Below are 15,769 nucleotides of genomic sequence, written 5' to 3'. Positions count from 1 at the left end.
CTGATAATCACAATGACAACGCCAGTCATCATATATTGCATATCACCACCTTTGTTGGTAAAAACCCGCGCAGAAACGCCGGAAAATCATGGACTCAAGGAAAGCCAGTCTGTTTATCTGCCGCGCCGGATGGTTGCCGGTGAATTCACCGCCGGATAAAGGTAGCAAAATCGCCTTGCCAACGCGTCTGCAAGTTAATGTAAAAATAAACATCGCTTTCCTCACCTCATAATTAATAGTCCATGCTGACCCTGTTTGTTGACCTTTTCGGAGTATGGTTTGCCCACATCGCGCCGTGCTATGGTGATGCCCTGCCAAAATAACCTCGCTGAAGGAGGACCGATGCTCACGCTGTTGCAAGATAAAATTGACACCCCGCTGGGGCCGCTGTGGGTGATTTGCGATGAGCAATTTAACCTGCGGGCCGTTGAGTGGGATCAGCACCGCGACCGCATGGAACAACTGCTGGATGTTCATTATCGCCGTGAAGGCTACCAACGCGTTGATTCGCGTAATCCAGGTAACCTGAGCCGTAAGCTTAGCGATTACTTCGCGGGCGATCTCGCCATTATCGACACCTTACCTACCGCCACCGGCGGGACGCCGTTTCAGCGGGAAGTCTGGCAAACGCTGCGCACCATCCCCTGCGGCCAGGTTATGCACTACGGTCAGCTCGCGGAGGCGCTGGGACGTCCGGGCGCGGCGCGCGCCGTGGGTGCCGCCAACGGTTCAAATCCTGTCAGTATTGTGGTGCCCTGCCACCGGGTGATCGGGCGTAACGGCACCATGACGGGTTACGCCGGCGGCGTGCAGCGAAAAGAGTGGCTATTGCGTCACGAAGGCTATCTGCTCCTTTGACCGTAAGTGCCTTTTCTGGAATTTTCAGGTAATTTTACAATCCAACATCGCCAGATAACTTATTTATAATCAATGAGATAAAATGGGTAACTGATTTACCCTTTTAATATTACGTGTTTCAGGGGTTCGAGACTTACCTGCTCACCAAAAAGATGTTAAAATTGACCAATATCAATTAAAGCCTGAGCAGACTTATGATCCCGGAAAAGCGAATTATACGACGCATTCAGTCTGGCGGTTGTGCAATCCATTGCCAGGATTGCAGCATTAGCCAGCTTTGCATCCCTTTTACTCTGAACGAGCATGAGCTTGACCAGCTTGATAACATCATCGAGCGGAAAAAGCCTATCCAGAAAGGACAGACCTTGTTCAAAGCCGGTGATGAGCTGAAATCGCTGTATGCAATTCGTTCTGGCACCATTAAAAGCTACACCATCACCGAACAGGGCGATGAGCAGATCACCGGTTTTCATCTGGCCGGCGATTTGGTCGGCTTCGACGCCATCGGCACCGCCCACCACCCGAGCTTTGCCCAGGCGCTGGAAACCTCAATGGTCTGCGAGATTCCGTTTGAAACGCTGGACGACCTCTCAGGTAAGATGCCGAACCTGCGTCAGCAGATGATGCGTCTGATGAGCGGCGAGATCAAAGGCGATCAGGATATGATCCTGCTGCTTTCCAAAAAGAACGCAGAGGAGCGCCTGGCGGCCTTTATCTACAACCTGTCCCGCCGTTTCGCGCAGCGCGGCTTCTCGCCGCGTGAGTTCCGCCTCACCATGACCCGCGGCGATATCGGCAACTATCTGGGCCTGACGGTAGAAACCATCAGCCGCCTGCTGGGACGTTTCCAGAAAAGCGGTATGCTGGCGGTTAAAGGCAAATATATCACCATCGAAAACAGCGACCTGCTGGCGCAGCTTGCTGGCCAGGCCCGCAACGTCGCCTGATAGTCCTCCCGTATCCGGCCGGATCGCGAATTTTTTTCTAATTTGTTGATCTGGCCAGGCTCATCCCCTGTTTCATTTCATCCATATAGGTTATCTTTTTAATACAGACTGTAGTTACAGTTGTAAGGAGACCCTGTATGGCGAAGTATCAGAACATGCTGGTAGTAATCGACCCCAATCAGGACGACCAGCCTGCATTGCGGCGCGCGGTGTATCTGCACCAACGGATTGGTGGCCGCATCAAAGCCTTTTTGCCGATCTATGATTTTTCTTATGAAATGACCACTCTGCTCTCCCCCGACGAACGTACGGCCATGCGCCAGGGCGTCATCGGGCAGCGTACCGCCTGGATCCGCGAGCAGGCAAAATTCTATATAGAGTCCGGCGTGCCCATTGATATTAAAGTGGTGTGGCACAATCGTCCCTTCGAAGCCATTATTCAGGAAATCATCAGCGACAAGCATGATTTAGTGCTGAAGATGGCGCACCAGCACGACAAGCTGGAAGCGGTGATTTTTACCCCAACGGACTGGCACCTGCTGCGTAAATGCCCATGCCCGGTCTGGATGGTCAAAGATCAGCCGTGGCCGGAAGGCGGTAAAGCGCTGGTGGCGGTCAATCTCGCCAGTGAAGAGAACTACCACAACGCGCTTAATGAAAAACTGGTCAGAGAAACCATTGAGCTGGCGGAACAGGTTAACCATACAGAGGTTCACCTGGTGGGCGCCTATCCCGTCACGCCCATCAATATCGCGATTGAGCTCCCTGATTTTGACCCCAGCGTCTATAACGACGCTATTCGCGGTCAGCATCTGCTGGCCATGAAAGCGCTGCGGCAAAAATTCGGCATCGATGAAGGCCGCACCCACGTTGAAAAAGGGTTACCTGAGGAGGTCATTCCCGACCTGTCAGAGCATCTTCAGGCGGGGATCGTGGTACTAGGTACGATTGGTCGAACCGGCCTCTCGGCAGCCTTCCTCGGCAATACCGCTGAACAGGTTATTGACCACTTGCGCTGCGACCTGCTGGCGCTGAAGCCGGACCAGTACCAGACGCCGGTTGAACTGGACGACGAAGAAGACGATTAGTCCGTTGACTTCATTTGAGGTCATAAGACGTCATCCCCCGCCCGCGCGGGGGATTTTTTTGCATCCCATTAACAAAAATAAAGGGCCATTTGGCCCCGATTTCAACAGCTTTGCGGGTAACGAAAACGTTAGTGGATACCTAAGCGCCAGGCGTGATCGATCTCTTCTTTAAGCTCCATGGACGAAAGCGCCATTAAATCGGCGAACTCAAGTTCCAGCAATTTCAGCTTTTTCAGATACTGCGCGGGGGTTAAAGCAGCGGGGTCACGGCGCAGAAATTCGATGGCCAGTTGCGCGGGGGTTAACTCGGTATCCATAATATCCTCAGTTTGGGTGAAAAACGGCCTATTGTAACACCTTTCCCTGATTATTTTATGAGCAAACACCCCCTTCGTTACCTATATGAAAAAGCCGTCTCAGAAGAGACGGCTTAAGAAGCACTGGTTTTAAACGACCAGGCCTTACAACGCTTTCAGAATCGCATCGACGCTGGCTTTGGCATCGCCAAACAGCATGTGGGTGTTCTCTTTAAAGAACAGCGGGTTTTGTACGCCAGCGTAGCCGGTGTTCATTGAACGTTTAAATACAATGACGTTCTGCGCTTTCCACACTTCCAGCACCGGCATACCGGCAATCGGGCTGCCCGGATCGTCCTGCGCGGCCGGGTTCACCGTGTCGTTAGCGCCGATGACCAGTACGGTGTCGGTATCGGAGAAATCATCGTTGATCTCATCCATTTCCAGCACGATGTCATACGGGACTTTAGCTTCCGCCAGCAGGACGTTCATATGGCCCGGCAGACGCCCGGCAACCGGATGAATACCGAAACGCACTTTGATTCCGCGCGCGCGCAGTCTCTCAGTGATTTCCGCGACCGGATACTGGGCCTGCGCAACCGCCATGCCGTAGCCCGGGGTGATGATAACCGACTGGGAACCTTTCAGCATCTCAGCGGTTTCTTCGGCGCTGATTTCACGGTGCTCGCCCACTTCTTCATCACCTGTGGACGCCGTGCCGTCAGAACCAAAACCGCCGGCAATCACGCTGAAAAACGAACGGTTCATCGCCTTACACATGATGTAGGACAGAATTGCACCGGAAGAACCTACCAGCGCACCGGTTACGATCAGCAGGTCGTTGCTGAGCATAAAGCCCGCCGCCGCCGCCGCCCAGCCGGAGTAGGAGTTCAGCATTGATACCACGACCGGCATATCCGCGCCGCCGATGGAGGCCACCAGGTGCCAGCCAAACGCCAGGGCAATCACGGTCATCACCAGCAGGCACAGTACCTGCATGCCGATGCTGTCGGTACGCACGAAAACGATCAGCAGCAGGAAAGAAATGACCAGCGCCGCCAGGTTTAGCTTATGACGGTTCGGCAGCATCAGCGGCTTAGAAGACATCTTGCCGCACAGCTTGCCAAACGCCACAACGGAACCCGTAAAGGTCACCGCGCCGATGAAGATACCGAGGAACACTTCGGTCAAATGAATATTGACCAGAATCTGTTCCATGCCGGTTTCATGCTGCAGATAGCTGTTAAAGCCAACCAGTACCGCCGCCAGGCCCACGAAGCTGTGCAGAATCGCCACCAGCTCCGGCATCTCGGTCATTTCAACTTTCTTCGCCAGGCGAATACCGATCGCGCCGCCGATAACCATCGCCAGCAGGATCCACGCGACGTTGCTGCTATCCGGCCCCAGAATGGTCGCCACCAGCGCAATCGCCATCCCGGCAATGCCGTAGTAGTTCCCCTGCTGGGAGGTTTCGTGTTTGGAAAGCCCCGCCAGGCTAAAAATAAACAGAATCGCGGCAACAATGTATGCAGCTGTAACTAATCCACCAGACATTTGTTACCCCTTATCCTTTGCGGAACATTTTCAGCATGCGCTGAGTGACGGTGAAACCACCAAAAATATTAATGCTGGCGATCAGCACCGCGATAAAGCTCAGGAAGCTGACCCAGCCGCCGTGGCCTATCTGTAACAATGCCCCTACCACGATAATGCCGGAAATCGCGTTAGTGACCGACATCAGCGGCGTATGCAGCGCATGGGAGACGTTCCATACGACGTAGTAACCGACCACGCAGGAGAGCGCGAAAACGGTAAAGTGGCCGAGGAACTCTTTCGGCGCCACGCTTGCCAGCCAGCCAAACAGAATAATCGCCAGCGCCATCAGCGCATACTTGCGCAGCGGCGAGCTCGGTTTCGCCTCTGCTTTTGGCGCTTCAACCTTTTTCGCTGCCGCCTGCGGCTGAGCAGATACCTGAATGGGTGGAGCGGGCCAGGTGATTTCACCCTCGCGAACCACGGTAACGCCGCGGATAACGACATCATCAAAATCGATAACGACATTGCCGTCTTTCTCTTTGCACAGCAGCTTAAGCAGGTTAACCAGGTTGGTGCCATACAGCTGTGAGGACTGCGTCGGCAGACGACCTGGAAGATCGGTATAACCGATAATCTTCACGCCGTTGGCGGTGGTAACCACCTGGCCCGGCACGGTGTATTCACAGTTGCCGCCGTTTTGTGACGCCAGGTCAACTACCACGCTGCCGGACTTCATGGAGTCAACCATCTCGCGAGTAATCAGCTTCGGCGCCGGTTTACCCGGAATCAGCGCGGTGGTAACGATGATGTCGACGTCTTTGGCCTGAGCGGCAAAGAGCGCCATCTCGGCTTTGATAAAGGCTTCAGACATGACTTTGGCATAGCCGTCGCCGCTGCCCGCTTCCTCTTTAAAATCCAGCTCAAGGAACTCGGCGCCCATACTCTGCACCTGTTCTTTCACTTCCGGACGGGTATCAAACGCGCGGACGATTGCGCCGAGGCTGTTAGCCGCGCCGATAGCCGCCAGACCGGCAACCCCGGCTCCGATAACCATCACCTTCGCGGGAGGAACCTTACCTGCCGCGGTGATCTGCCCGGTGAAGAAGCGGCCAAACTCGTGGGCGGCTTCAACGATCGCGCGATAGCCGGCGATGTTAGCCATCGAACTTAACGCATCCAGCGACTGAGCGCGCGAAATACGCGGCACTGAATCCATCGCCATCACGTTGATATTACGCGCCGCCAGTTTTTCCATCAGCTGCGGGTTTTGCGCCGGCCAGATGAAGCTGATGAGCGTCGTGCCGGGATTAAGCAGCAGGATCTCTTCGTCATCGGGCGCGTTCACTTTCAGAATGACGTCGGACTGCCAGACGTCATCACCGCTAACGATCTCCGCTCCAGCCTGAACGAAGGCCTCGTCGTCGAAACTGGCCAGCTTACCTGCACCGCTTTCTACCGCGACGCTGAACCCGAGTTTCAGCAGCTGCTCCACCGTTTTCGGCGTGGCGGCGGCCCGGGTTTCCAGGGCTAGTCTCTCTTTTGGTACACCAATACGCATAGTTTTCCCTTCCATCGGTTTTTGATGATGGTTTACTTTTCTTACAAACGACCGTCGCGAAGGCGGATGGACGTGCCTTCCAACATATGTCTGAAAAAATAAAACAGTAACAAACTTTTTATAACCTACTGAAAATACCGATTGTGATCTACAGCAATAAAACAGAAATTTTGATTTTATTGGTAAAACGCACGGCTAACCGTGCCAGGCAGCAATATTTACCTTATTTTTATGCCAGCGCCTGATAATCCGCTTGGCAGAGGGGTTAATTCACCATTTATCGCCGTCTTGATCATCACATTAACATTACGTTAACTTATGAAAGTGATATCGATTATCGATTTTGCTGGTCAAGCGGCTGTTTTTTCAACATATCGAAAAATGTTATATTTCTGCAGTATACGTTTAGGGCGACAACTGAAAATTGACGCAGACAGTCACTCACGATAAATGCAATAATCAAATGTTTTCAGTCAACAACAATACCAGTACATGGTTTGCGCAAGGCAAAGGATTATTTTTATGAAGCTTAAGAACTCACTCCTGGCGTCTGCTCTTCTGGCTACAACCGCGTTGTCTGCCCATGCAGCGACCGAGCTGACTCCGGAGCAGGCGGCAGCGCTGAAGCCCTACGATCGCGTAGTGGTTACCGGCCGTTTTAACGCCATTGGCGACGCGGTGCAGGCCGTTTCCCGTAAAGCAGACAAAGATGGCGCAGCATCCTTTTATGTTGTCGACACGTCTGATTTTGGCAGCGGCGGCAACCTGCGCGTAACGGCCGATTTTTATAAAGAAAATGCCCCGCAGGCCGACGCGCCGAAAAATCGTGTGATTAACGGCGTAATGGAATTACCGAAGGACCAGGCCGTCGAGCTGGAGCCGTTTGATACCGTCACCGTACAGGGCTTCTACCGCAGCCAGCCGGAAGTTAACGACGCCATCACCAAAGCCGCTAAGGCCAAGGGCGCCGCCTCCTTCTTTATCGTACGCCAGGTTGATGCCAACCAGGGCGGCAACCAGCGAATCACCGCCTATATCTACAAAGCCGATGCCAAAAAACGCGTTCTGCAAAGCCCGGACGCTATTCCGGCAGATTCAGAAGCCGGTCGCGCTGCGCTGGCCGAAGGCGGAGAAGCCGCGAAGAAAGTGGAAATCCCGGGCGTAGCGACCACCGCAGCGGTCGGTTCCGGCACCGGCGTAGGCCGCTTCTTTGAAACGCAATCGTCTAAAGGCGGGCGTTACACCGTCACGCTGCCGGATGGTACCAAAGTCGAAGAAGTGAACAAAATCACCGCCGCGCAGATGGTTCCTTACGACAACATCAAGTTCACCGGTAACTACGGTAACATGACGGAAATCTCCTACCAGACTGCTAAGCGCGCGGCGAAGAAAGGCGCGAAGTACTATCACATTACTCGTCAGTGGCAGGAGCGCGGCGGCAACATCACCATCAGCGCCGACCTGTATAAATAACGGCAACTGAGCTGAACAAAAAGGCGGCGATCTGCCGCCTTTTTTCTTTTTTTCATTTCTCGCCATTGCATGCATACAAAACACTCCGTAAAATCCCGCGCCTTAGCGCAATCCTCCATTTTTATGCGATTTCGCCAAATAAATATTCTTAGCTTGATGGTTATCACCTCGGGAATGCAATGGAAAAGAAACTGGGCCTTAGCGCCCTGACCGCGCTGGTACTTAGCTCGATGCTGGGGGCGGGTGTATTCAGTCTGCCGCAGAACATGGCAGCCGTTGCCAGCCCTTCCGCACTGCTTATAGGCTGGGGCATTACCGGCGTAGGGATCCTGTTCCTCGCCTTTGCCATGCTGCTGCTCACGCGGATTCGCCCCGACCTTGACGGCGGTATTTTCACCTACGCCCGGGAGGGTTTCGGCGAGTTGATTGGCTTCTGCTCCGCCTGGGGCTACTGGCTGTGCGCGGTTGTCGCCAACGTCTCCTACCTAGTTATCGTCTTCTCGGCGCTCAGTTTCTTTACCGATACGCCCGAACTGCGCCTGTTCGGCGATGGCAATACCTGGCAATCCATCGTCGGCGCCTCTGTCCTGCTGTGGATTGTCCATTTCCTGGTTCTGCGCGGTGTACAAACGGCCGCGGGTATCAACCTGGCCGCGACGCTGGCTAAACTGCTACCCCTCGGCGCGTTTATCGCGCTGGCCGCCATCGCGTTTCGTATGGAGACATTCCGCCTGGATTTCAGCGGCCTGGCGCTGGGCGTACCGGTATGGGAGCAGGTGAAAAACACCATGCTGATCACCCTGTGGGTTTTTATCGGCGTCGAAGGCGCGGTCGTGGTTTCCGCACGCGCGCGGAATAAACAGGATGTTGGCCGCGCGACGCTGCTGGCAGTACTCTCCGCGCTGGCGGTCTACCTGCTGGTGACGCTTCTCTCGTTAGGCGTCGTGCCGCGTAGCGAGCTGGCGGAAATACGCAACCCCTCAATGGCCGGGCTGATGGTCAACATGATGGGCTCATGGGGGGAGATTGTTATTGCCGCCGGGCTGATTATTTCCGTCTGCGGCGCGTATCTGAGCTGGACCATTATGGCGGCGGAGGTGCCCTATCTGGCAGCAACGCATAAAGCCTTCCCGCGCCTGTTTGCGCGGACCAATAAAAACAATGCCCCGTCGGCTTCGCTGTGGCTCACCAACGTCAGCGTACAGGCTTCGCTGGTATTGATTTGGCTTACCGGCTCAGATTACAACACGCTGCTGACCATCGCCTCTGAGATGATCCTGGTGCCCTACTTTCTCGTCGGCGCATTTTTGCTGAAGATTGCCGAGCGCCCGCTACACAAGGCCGTCGGTGTCGGCGCCTGCATTTATGGCTTATGGTTATTATATGCCTCCGGCCCTGTGCATTTATTGTTGTCAGTGATACTTTACGCTCCGGGTCTTCTGGTTTTCCTGTATGCCCGTCGTACACACCAGCACGATCGCCCGCTCAAACGCCGTGACCTGGCATTAATTGGCTTTTTGCTGGTTGCCGCCGTACCGGCAACGTGGATGTTGGTAGGGTAAGCGGTTACCCTGCCGCTGAACTCAAAGGAGATACCCATGGCTGATATCCAGCCTCGTCCAATCCTGATTACCGGCGGGGGCCGTCGTATCGGCCTCGCCCTGGCCCGCCATTTTCTGGCCCGGCAGCAGCCCGTTATTATCAGCTACCGCACCTGGTATCCCGCCATCGACGCGCTGCGTGAAGCGGGCGCCGTTTGTCTGCATGCGGATTTCAGCACTGACGATAGCATTCTGGCGTTCGCCGAAGAGGTGAAGGCGCACGCCGGCAGCGGTCTGCGCGCCATCATCCATAACGCCAGCGGCTGGATGGCGGAAAAACCCGGAGTCCCGTTAAGCACGGTGCTCGCCAGCATGATGCAAATTCACGTCAACGCCCCCTACTTGCTCAACCATGCTCTGGAGAGCCTGCTGCGCGGCCACGGCCATGCGGCCAGCGACATTATCCATATCACCGACTACGTTGTGGAGCGCGGCAGCGACAAACACATTGCCTACGCCGCCAGCAAAGCGGCGCTGGATAATATGAGCCGCTCGTTCGCCCGCAAGCTGGCGCCGGAAATTAAGGTCAATGCTATCGCCCCCTCGCTGATTTTATTTAACGAAGGCGATGACGCGGAATACCGCAAGCAGGCGCTTGATAAATCGCTGATGAAAATCGCGCCAGGCGAAAAAGAGATCAGCGACCTGATCGAATACCTGTTCAGCAGCCGCTACGTGACCGGTCGCTCATTTGCCGTCGACGGCGGCCGCCACCTGCGCTAATGAAAACGGCTCCAGCCGATAATTAACAGCCACGCGCAGAGGCACCAGCACCCCACTGCGCCTGCCAGAGCGAACGGCAGGCGCATAATGCCGATGAAATACCATAGCGAGAGCAAATAGATAAAGTACGGAATGATCGACCACATCCCAAAGACGATGGTGGTTCGCAGCGCTTCGATCCCCCGCTCGCTGGCAACGATATAGTTCGCGATCAGGGCGAAAGTCGGAAAGAGCGGAATTAACCCGGCGATATAGTAGTTCTTCGTTTTAGACAGCACGCCAATCAGGACAACGACCAGTGCGCCGAGCAGCGCTTTTATCAACAACCCCATTCCTTTTGCCTTAACATTTAAACAACAAGACCCCGCAGCATAACGGAAGCTCCGACAATTATAAACGCGCAAGAGCGGCCGATACCGTGTAGAGGCAAAAGACTTTTTTAGCGCTCTCGTCACTGCCGCCCCCTCTATGCCTAATATCCGCAACTGGCGATAACCGTTCGCAAGCATGATATCCCAGGCAAGCGGAGCGCGTCATTCGAGAGTCGTTTTCGCTGTCTTGAAAACCCCTCGGTCCAATACATTCATTAAATCGAAAAGAGAATTTTTTCTCTGGTTGTTGAGTTATACGTATAACATATTATTTTTCGTATTTTTAGATACAAATCAAATTAGCCTATTCTCGGCGCATCTCTTCCTTACATATTCACACAGATTTTAAAGCCTGGAGCGCTTGACTGGCGGGCATTTTTAAAATGCCCGGCTCAACAACTGCACCGCTGCAGTGCAGCTATTTTTTTGCACTAAATGATTCAAATCAATACTGGCAAAATAGAGTAAAAGCGGTTAATTGATATGATTGACTTTTATCATAAGAGGTTATTTTTAAATTATTTTTTTTGCGCAAATCCTGAATAAGCGCACATAGCCATTTTATAGTAAAATGGCTAAATAAAAGCAATTATTTTGATTTATATCAACATAAAACCGATTTCATAAGGAAGCATACTTTGCCATTAATAAAAGGCGAAGTAGTAGATATGATCGTAATTGTTTGATTTCACAATCTTTCGATCTATCCTTGATATCTGAATCAGAATTTTATTCTGTTCACAATCCTCAATACAGCTATTTAGTTCAGCTCACGCCAGTTTTTCGAATCTTTTACTTGTTGCTATTATCATTACTAGTATTAGACACTCATCTGATTGTTATTATTTTATATTAATCAGCATAAGAATCAGTTAAAGGAATAACCATGTTTGGACCTGCTTCATGCAAAGTAAAAATGGCCATGAACTTAATCAAAATATATTCATCAACGCGAAAATGCTCGTAAATTACCGGAGAGCGTCAAGCATGCAGTGGAATATTAAAAATAGCCTTGTATGTCCTGTAACAGGAACAGGTTTTTCAGTTGCGGCAAGTGCCAAAAATCTGAAATTAATTATTTGGTATAGCGGAGATTATTTTTTGAGCATTGGTTCTGTTATTAACATTACGCAAAATGAAGTTTTCATCAATGGTATACCCGGCGATTTGCAGGTCATTCATGCTTTCCCCTATACGGAAAATTTGTGGTCAACATTTTCAAAGAATATTAAATGCCCCGGTAATCAGAACCCGATGCTGCTCATCTGCAATCGAAGAAGTCTCTGCAAATTCACCTTGTGCCCCTACGGCGCCAGGCAAAAGAGGATGCAATAAGGCTTCTCCATCATTCGCGCTAGCGTACCGGTACTTATTTTCCCGGCGGGCATAGGCTATCCTGACAGTCCGTGCCCACATTGTGCCGCACCCTATGTTCTTAATGCGCAAAGCTTCTGCTCGCATCTGAATCATTGTCTGGCTCCGCAAAGAATAGTCCTGAACCGCAGCTCCGGGAATCATAGCGAATTTCATGGCTAATATATAGCTCATATTAATGTCCGGATGGTTTACAATGGCGGTAGCGAATGAATAGGCACCTGACTTCAGATGCGGAATGCGCCACCTCAGCCGCGATTCAGGTAAAGAGATTCAAGCGATTAAAAGATGAGTGCAAGCATACACAATATGAATAAAATTGTTTTCGTTGAGGATGATGCCGAGGTCGGCGCACTGATTGCGGCCTACCTTGGCAAACACGATATGGACGTGGTGGTAGAACCGCGCGGCGATCGGGCGGAAGAGGTTATCGCGCGCGAAAAGCCGGACCTGGTGCTGCTGGATATCATGCTGCCGGGTAAAGACGGTATGACGCTGTGCCGCGATTTACGCGGCCAGTGGCAGGGGCCAATCGTATTGCTCACTTCACTGGACAGCGATATGAACCATATTCTCTCACTCGAAATGGGCGCCAGCGATTATATCCTGAAAACCACGCCGCCCGCGGTGCTGTTAGCTCGCCTTCGCCTGCATTTGCGCCAGCATATTGCCGTGCCGGACGGCAGCGTCCCCTCCTCGCTCACCCCGCATAAAGCGATCGCCTTCGGCTCCCTGAGTATCGACCCGGTGAATCGACAGGTGATGCTCGGCGGCGAAAGCGTCGCCTTATCCACCGCGGATTTCGATCTTCTGTGGGAGTTAGCGACACATGCTGGACAAATTATGGATCGGGACGCGTTATTAAAAAATCTGCGCGGCGTCAGCTACGATGGTATGGACCGTAGCGTCGATGTCGCCATCTCGCGGCTGCGTAAAAAGCTTCTCGATAATGCGACTGAGCCATATCGTATCAAAACGGTACGCAATAAAGGTTACCTGTTCGCCCCGCACGCCTGGGACAATTAATTCAGGCATGTGGCGATGGAATAGCTGTTTGTGCGGAGTTAGCCGCAAGAGCCAATTCAACCTCCTGTTAATTATTTTTAAAACAGGGGTTACGCTTGACGCCAGGCCGGAACGGGTTCGCTAACGCGATGTTACTCCGCACATTCTTTTGCGAATCACATCGCCTCTTCCCGACCCGAACATCAGCGGTGAAATTGCTTTTCCAACGCAAAACCCGCGCTTCACCGCGCGGCGCGCCTCATGACTTGCCGGGCGGGTGATACTCTTTTGCAGACAATCAACGGAAAACATTCTACTGTGAAGCGATAGCGCTGGCGCCTGGCCAGTATCGACACCCGTCGTGAGTATAGAGATACACACCTTTAGTGGGTTGGGATAACCGGAATATCTACTGCACGGGAGCATCCATATGTTGAACGATCTCAGCAGCGATGAAAGCAAAAGACGCGCGGCGATTGACCTGTTAAAAAACGCGGACGAAGGGCGAGACGAAGCGTTAAAAAAATACACTCATCTCCTCTGCCAGTTGTTAAAAATGCCGATGAGTTTTGTGTCAATACTTGACGATGAAAAGCAGTACATCAAATCCGCTCAGAATATCGCCCCCACGGACACCAGCCTGGCCGGAGCATTTTGCGAACAGACCCTGAAACAGGGTGAGACTTTCCTTTGTCCTGATACACATCTGCACCCGATCTTTCATCGCGATCGGGCGGTCACAGAAGCACCATTCATTCGCTTTTATGCAGGATGCCCGCTGAGAACCCGCGATGGAGTGATCGTGGGTATCTTGAGTATCTTAGATACGCAACCCAGGGCACTTTCGGATGAGCAGATCGCTATTTTTAAGGCGCTGGCCGAGCTGATATCGGATTTCTTAGCCTCCTGGCACTCAGTGGGGTATATCGACGTCGTCACGCTTTTACCCAATAGGCAGCGCCTGCTCAAGGACATTGAGGTGTCGGCGGAGGGTACTTTCAGGCTGATCATTATTGACTGCATTGATATGCCATTTGCCTACGAGATGGCCCGCTCATTGGGGATGCTGGCCGTAGAGAATTTGCTTCGTGACATGACCGTCGCGCTGCAGGCGCGCCTGCCCATGGCGAGCAAACTTTACGCCGTGGCGGTGGGACGCTTTGCCTTTTTCACCCCGGAACCCATGGCGCTGTCACTGGAGAGTATCGCACTACGGCTTCAGGGAACCCAGGCCAGGATCGGCCCGGACGTTCCCCTGGATTTGAATATTCACATGGGTGACTCCGGTATTTGCGATAGCGCCCTGACGCCAAATGAAATTCTGCGGCGCGCGGTGAGCGCACTGCATGAAGCGATAAGCCAGGGGCACCGCTTTACGACCTATAATGACGCACTGGACATCCGCAAGAAGCGAGATTTCAGCCTGCTGACCGAACTCAGGCAAACGCTGCAGGGAAACCAGGGGTTATATCTGGTCTTTCAGCCAAAAATTTCGCTGACGACGGGAGCCGTGACGGGCGCTGAAGCCTTGATAAGATGGAAGCATCCTATCAATGGCGAAGTGCTGCCGGGTGAATTTATTCCGCTGGTCGAAAAGACTAGCCTGATGCGCGAACTCTCGGCCTGGGTTATCGATCATACTATCGCGCAGCTGAGTGACTGGCAGGATCAGGGGCTTTCTCTTCCCGTCTCAATTAATCTCGCCGCCAGCGATTTTTCTCGACCCGATTTCGCTGAGGAGCTTGAGCAGAAACTGCGGGAGGCGTGTCTTGACCCAGCCCTGCTGGGGGTGGAGTGTCTGGAGACTGAGAAGATGCTTGAAAGTCCGGCCGCGCTGAACGGACTGGATATGCTCAAAAAACGCGGGTTTAAAATTTCTCTGGATGACTTTGGTTCGGGATACAGCAACATTAATTACCTGCGGCAAATCCCGCTGGACATCATCAAACTCGACCGGTCTATTGTGAGGCATATAGTCCATGAGAAAGCCAGCCGCATTATTGTGCACAACGTTATCAGGCTCCTCAAGCAGCTCGATTACGTCGTTCTTGCCGAAGGCGTCGAGGATCTCGAAACAGTTGAGATTTTACGCAGCCTGGGCTGCGATGAGGTTCAGGGATATTTTTTTGCCCGGCCGATGGTCTCCGTTGATTTTGCCGCATGGTATCGCGCCAGAAAGGCAGACCTGGGAAAGAAATCCTGAGACGAGCAACTCTTTTCAATGTTCTTTCAGGATATGAACCAATCCAGCGATAAAGACGCGCAACGGGCGCTGCACTGAGGAACACGATATGACTACCTTTTACCAATTGACTGCCACCAGCCTGCACGGCCAGCCTATCTCAATGGCTGACTATGCTGGCAAGCTCGTTCTGGTGGTCAATACCGCCAGCTACTGTGGCTTCACGCCACAATATGCAGGGCTGGAAGCGCTCTACGCGAAATACGCTGCCCAGGGGCTGATAGTGCTTGGTTTCCCCTGCAACCAGTTTGGTAAGCAGGAGCCCGGCGGCGTCGATGACATCGAGCAGACCTGTCTGATCAATTACGGTGTGAGCTTCCCGATGTTCGAGAAAGTGGAGGTCAACGGCGCCAGCGCGCACCCGCTGTTTCGTTACCTGAAAGATGAGTTACCCGGCGTACTGGGCGGGCGGATCAAATGGAACTTCACGAAGTTCTTGATCGGTCGCGACGGCACCCCTCTCACGCGTTTCGCGCCGTTCACCACCCCGGAGAAAATGGAGTCCGCCATCCTTGCCGCACTAAAGATTTAAATCTGTTGCCTCCCTGACCGCTGCCTGTACGCGAGTGAATGTTCGCTCCGCGCCGGAAGTGCACCTGAAAAAATGACGATGGGTTATGAATAAGTCCCGCGCACGCGATACAAATCACTCATTTTTTCAGCCCACTACACGGCAGATATTTCTCTTTTCTGCGAG

Annotated in this window: 14 protein-coding genes; 10 read left to right on the top strand and 4 right to left on the bottom strand. The window is 52.9% G+C overall.

Going from position 1 to position 15,769, the window contains the following annotated elements; genetic code table 11:
- Window positions 1-342: 342 nt before the first annotated feature.
- The 3 genes from ogt to uspE all read left to right on the top strand — a co-directional run bounded on the left by ogt (window position 343) and on the right by uspE (window position 2,893).
- A complete protein-coding gene (gene ogt, locus HMPREF1144_RS28075; RefSeq protein WP_004851361.1) occupies window positions 343-858 on the top strand; it encodes a methylated-DNA--[protein]-cysteine S-methyltransferase in 516 nt (171 codons plus the stop codon).
- Window positions 859-1,052: 194 nt separating this feature from the next.
- Window positions 1,053-1,805 carry a fumarate/nitrate reduction transcriptional regulator Fnr gene (gene fnr / locus HMPREF1144_RS28070; RefSeq protein WP_004851364.1) on the top strand — a complete coding sequence of 251 codons (753 nt, stop codon included), beginning with the start codon at window positions 1,053-1,055 and terminating at the stop codon, window positions 1,803-1,805.
- A 137-nt stretch (window positions 1,806-1,942) separates the two neighbouring features.
- Complete coding sequence (uspE, locus tag HMPREF1144_RS28065) at window positions 1,943-2,893, top strand: universal stress protein UspE (RefSeq protein ID WP_004851366.1); 951 nt, start codon at window positions 1,943-1,945, stop codon at window positions 2,891-2,893.
- Between the two features lie 128 nt (window positions 2,894-3,021).
- Here uspE and HMPREF1144_RS28060 read toward each other — a convergent pair whose 3' ends face one another.
- From HMPREF1144_RS28060 to pntA, 3 genes are all read right to left on the bottom strand, one after another.
- A complete protein-coding gene (locus tag HMPREF1144_RS28060; protein WP_004851368.1) occupies window positions 3,022-3,210 on the bottom strand; it encodes a YdiH family protein in 189 nt (62 codons plus the stop codon).
- Window positions 3,211-3,354: 144 nt separating this feature from the next.
- Entirely contained in the window at window positions 3,355-4,743 is a 1,389-nt protein-coding gene (gene pntB, locus HMPREF1144_RS28055) for a Re/Si-specific NAD(P)(+) transhydrogenase subunit beta (protein WP_004851370.1), read from the bottom strand.
- Between the two features lie 10 nt (window positions 4,744-4,753).
- The gene (pntA, locus tag HMPREF1144_RS28050) at window positions 4,754-6,283 is read right to left on the bottom strand and encodes a Re/Si-specific NAD(P)(+) transhydrogenase subunit alpha (protein WP_004851372.1); all 1,530 of its coding nucleotides are present in this window, start codon (window positions 6,281-6,283) and stop codon (window positions 4,754-4,756) included.
- Window positions 6,284-6,805: 522 nt separating this feature from the next.
- On the opposite strand from pntA, the gene ydgH reads away from it, so the two are divergent.
- From ydgH to folM, 3 genes are all read left to right on the top strand, one after another.
- Window positions 6,806-7,756, top strand: a complete 951-nt coding sequence (gene ydgH, locus HMPREF1144_RS28045; protein ID WP_004851373.1) for a DUF1471 family protein YdgH — start codon at window positions 6,806-6,808, stop codon at window positions 7,754-7,756.
- A gap of 179 nt (window positions 7,757-7,935) precedes the next feature.
- A complete protein-coding gene (locus tag HMPREF1144_RS28040; RefSeq protein WP_004851375.1) occupies window positions 7,936-9,318 on the top strand; it encodes an amino acid permease in 1,383 nt (460 codons plus the stop codon).
- A gap of 36 nt (window positions 9,319-9,354) precedes the next feature.
- Complete coding sequence (folM, locus tag HMPREF1144_RS28035) at window positions 9,355-10,080, top strand: dihydromonapterin reductase (protein WP_004851378.1); 726 nt, start codon at window positions 9,355-9,357, stop codon at window positions 10,078-10,080.
- On the opposite strand, the gene HMPREF1144_RS28030 is transcribed toward folM, so the two are convergent.
- Entirely contained in the window at window positions 10,077-10,412 is a 336-nt protein-coding gene (locus HMPREF1144_RS28030; protein WP_004851381.1) for a GlpM family protein, read from the bottom strand. The two genes, folM and HMPREF1144_RS28030, sit on opposite strands and share 4 nt — an antisense overlap.
- Before the next feature lie 1,026 nt (window positions 10,413-11,438).
- On the opposite strand from HMPREF1144_RS28030, the gene iraM reads away from it, so the two are divergent.
- The 4 genes from iraM (at window position 11,439) to HMPREF1144_RS28010 (ending at window position 15,604) form a co-directional block, all read left to right on the top strand.
- Window positions 11,439-11,786, top strand: coding sequence for an anti-adapter protein IraM (gene iraM, locus HMPREF1144_RS32190; protein ID WP_009654719.1), 348 nt, complete (start codon window positions 11,439-11,441; stop codon window positions 11,784-11,786).
- A gap of 348 nt (window positions 11,787-12,134) precedes the next feature.
- Complete coding sequence (gene rstA / locus HMPREF1144_RS28020) at window positions 12,135-12,851, top strand: two-component system response regulator RstA (protein ID WP_004851385.1); 717 nt, start codon at window positions 12,135-12,137, stop codon at window positions 12,849-12,851.
- Window positions 12,852-13,260: 409 nt separating this feature from the next.
- Window positions 13,261-15,033, top strand: coding sequence for an EAL domain-containing protein (locus HMPREF1144_RS28015; RefSeq protein ID WP_009654688.1), 1,773 nt, complete (start codon window positions 13,261-13,263; stop codon window positions 15,031-15,033).
- A gap of 88 nt (window positions 15,034-15,121) precedes the next feature.
- Window positions 15,122-15,604, top strand: coding sequence for a glutathione peroxidase (locus tag HMPREF1144_RS28010; RefSeq protein ID WP_009654741.1), 483 nt, complete (start codon window positions 15,122-15,124; stop codon window positions 15,602-15,604).
- Window positions 15,605-15,769 lie beyond the last annotated feature (165 nt).

The organism is Klebsiella sp. OBRC7 (assembly GCF_000293135.1).
In the GTDB taxonomy this organism is placed as follows: domain Bacteria; phylum Pseudomonadota; class Gammaproteobacteria; order Enterobacterales; family Enterobacteriaceae; genus Klebsiella; species Klebsiella michiganensis.
Note: the sequence above shows the minus strand (reverse complement) of the source record. Positions and strands in the feature narration are given on the sequence as shown.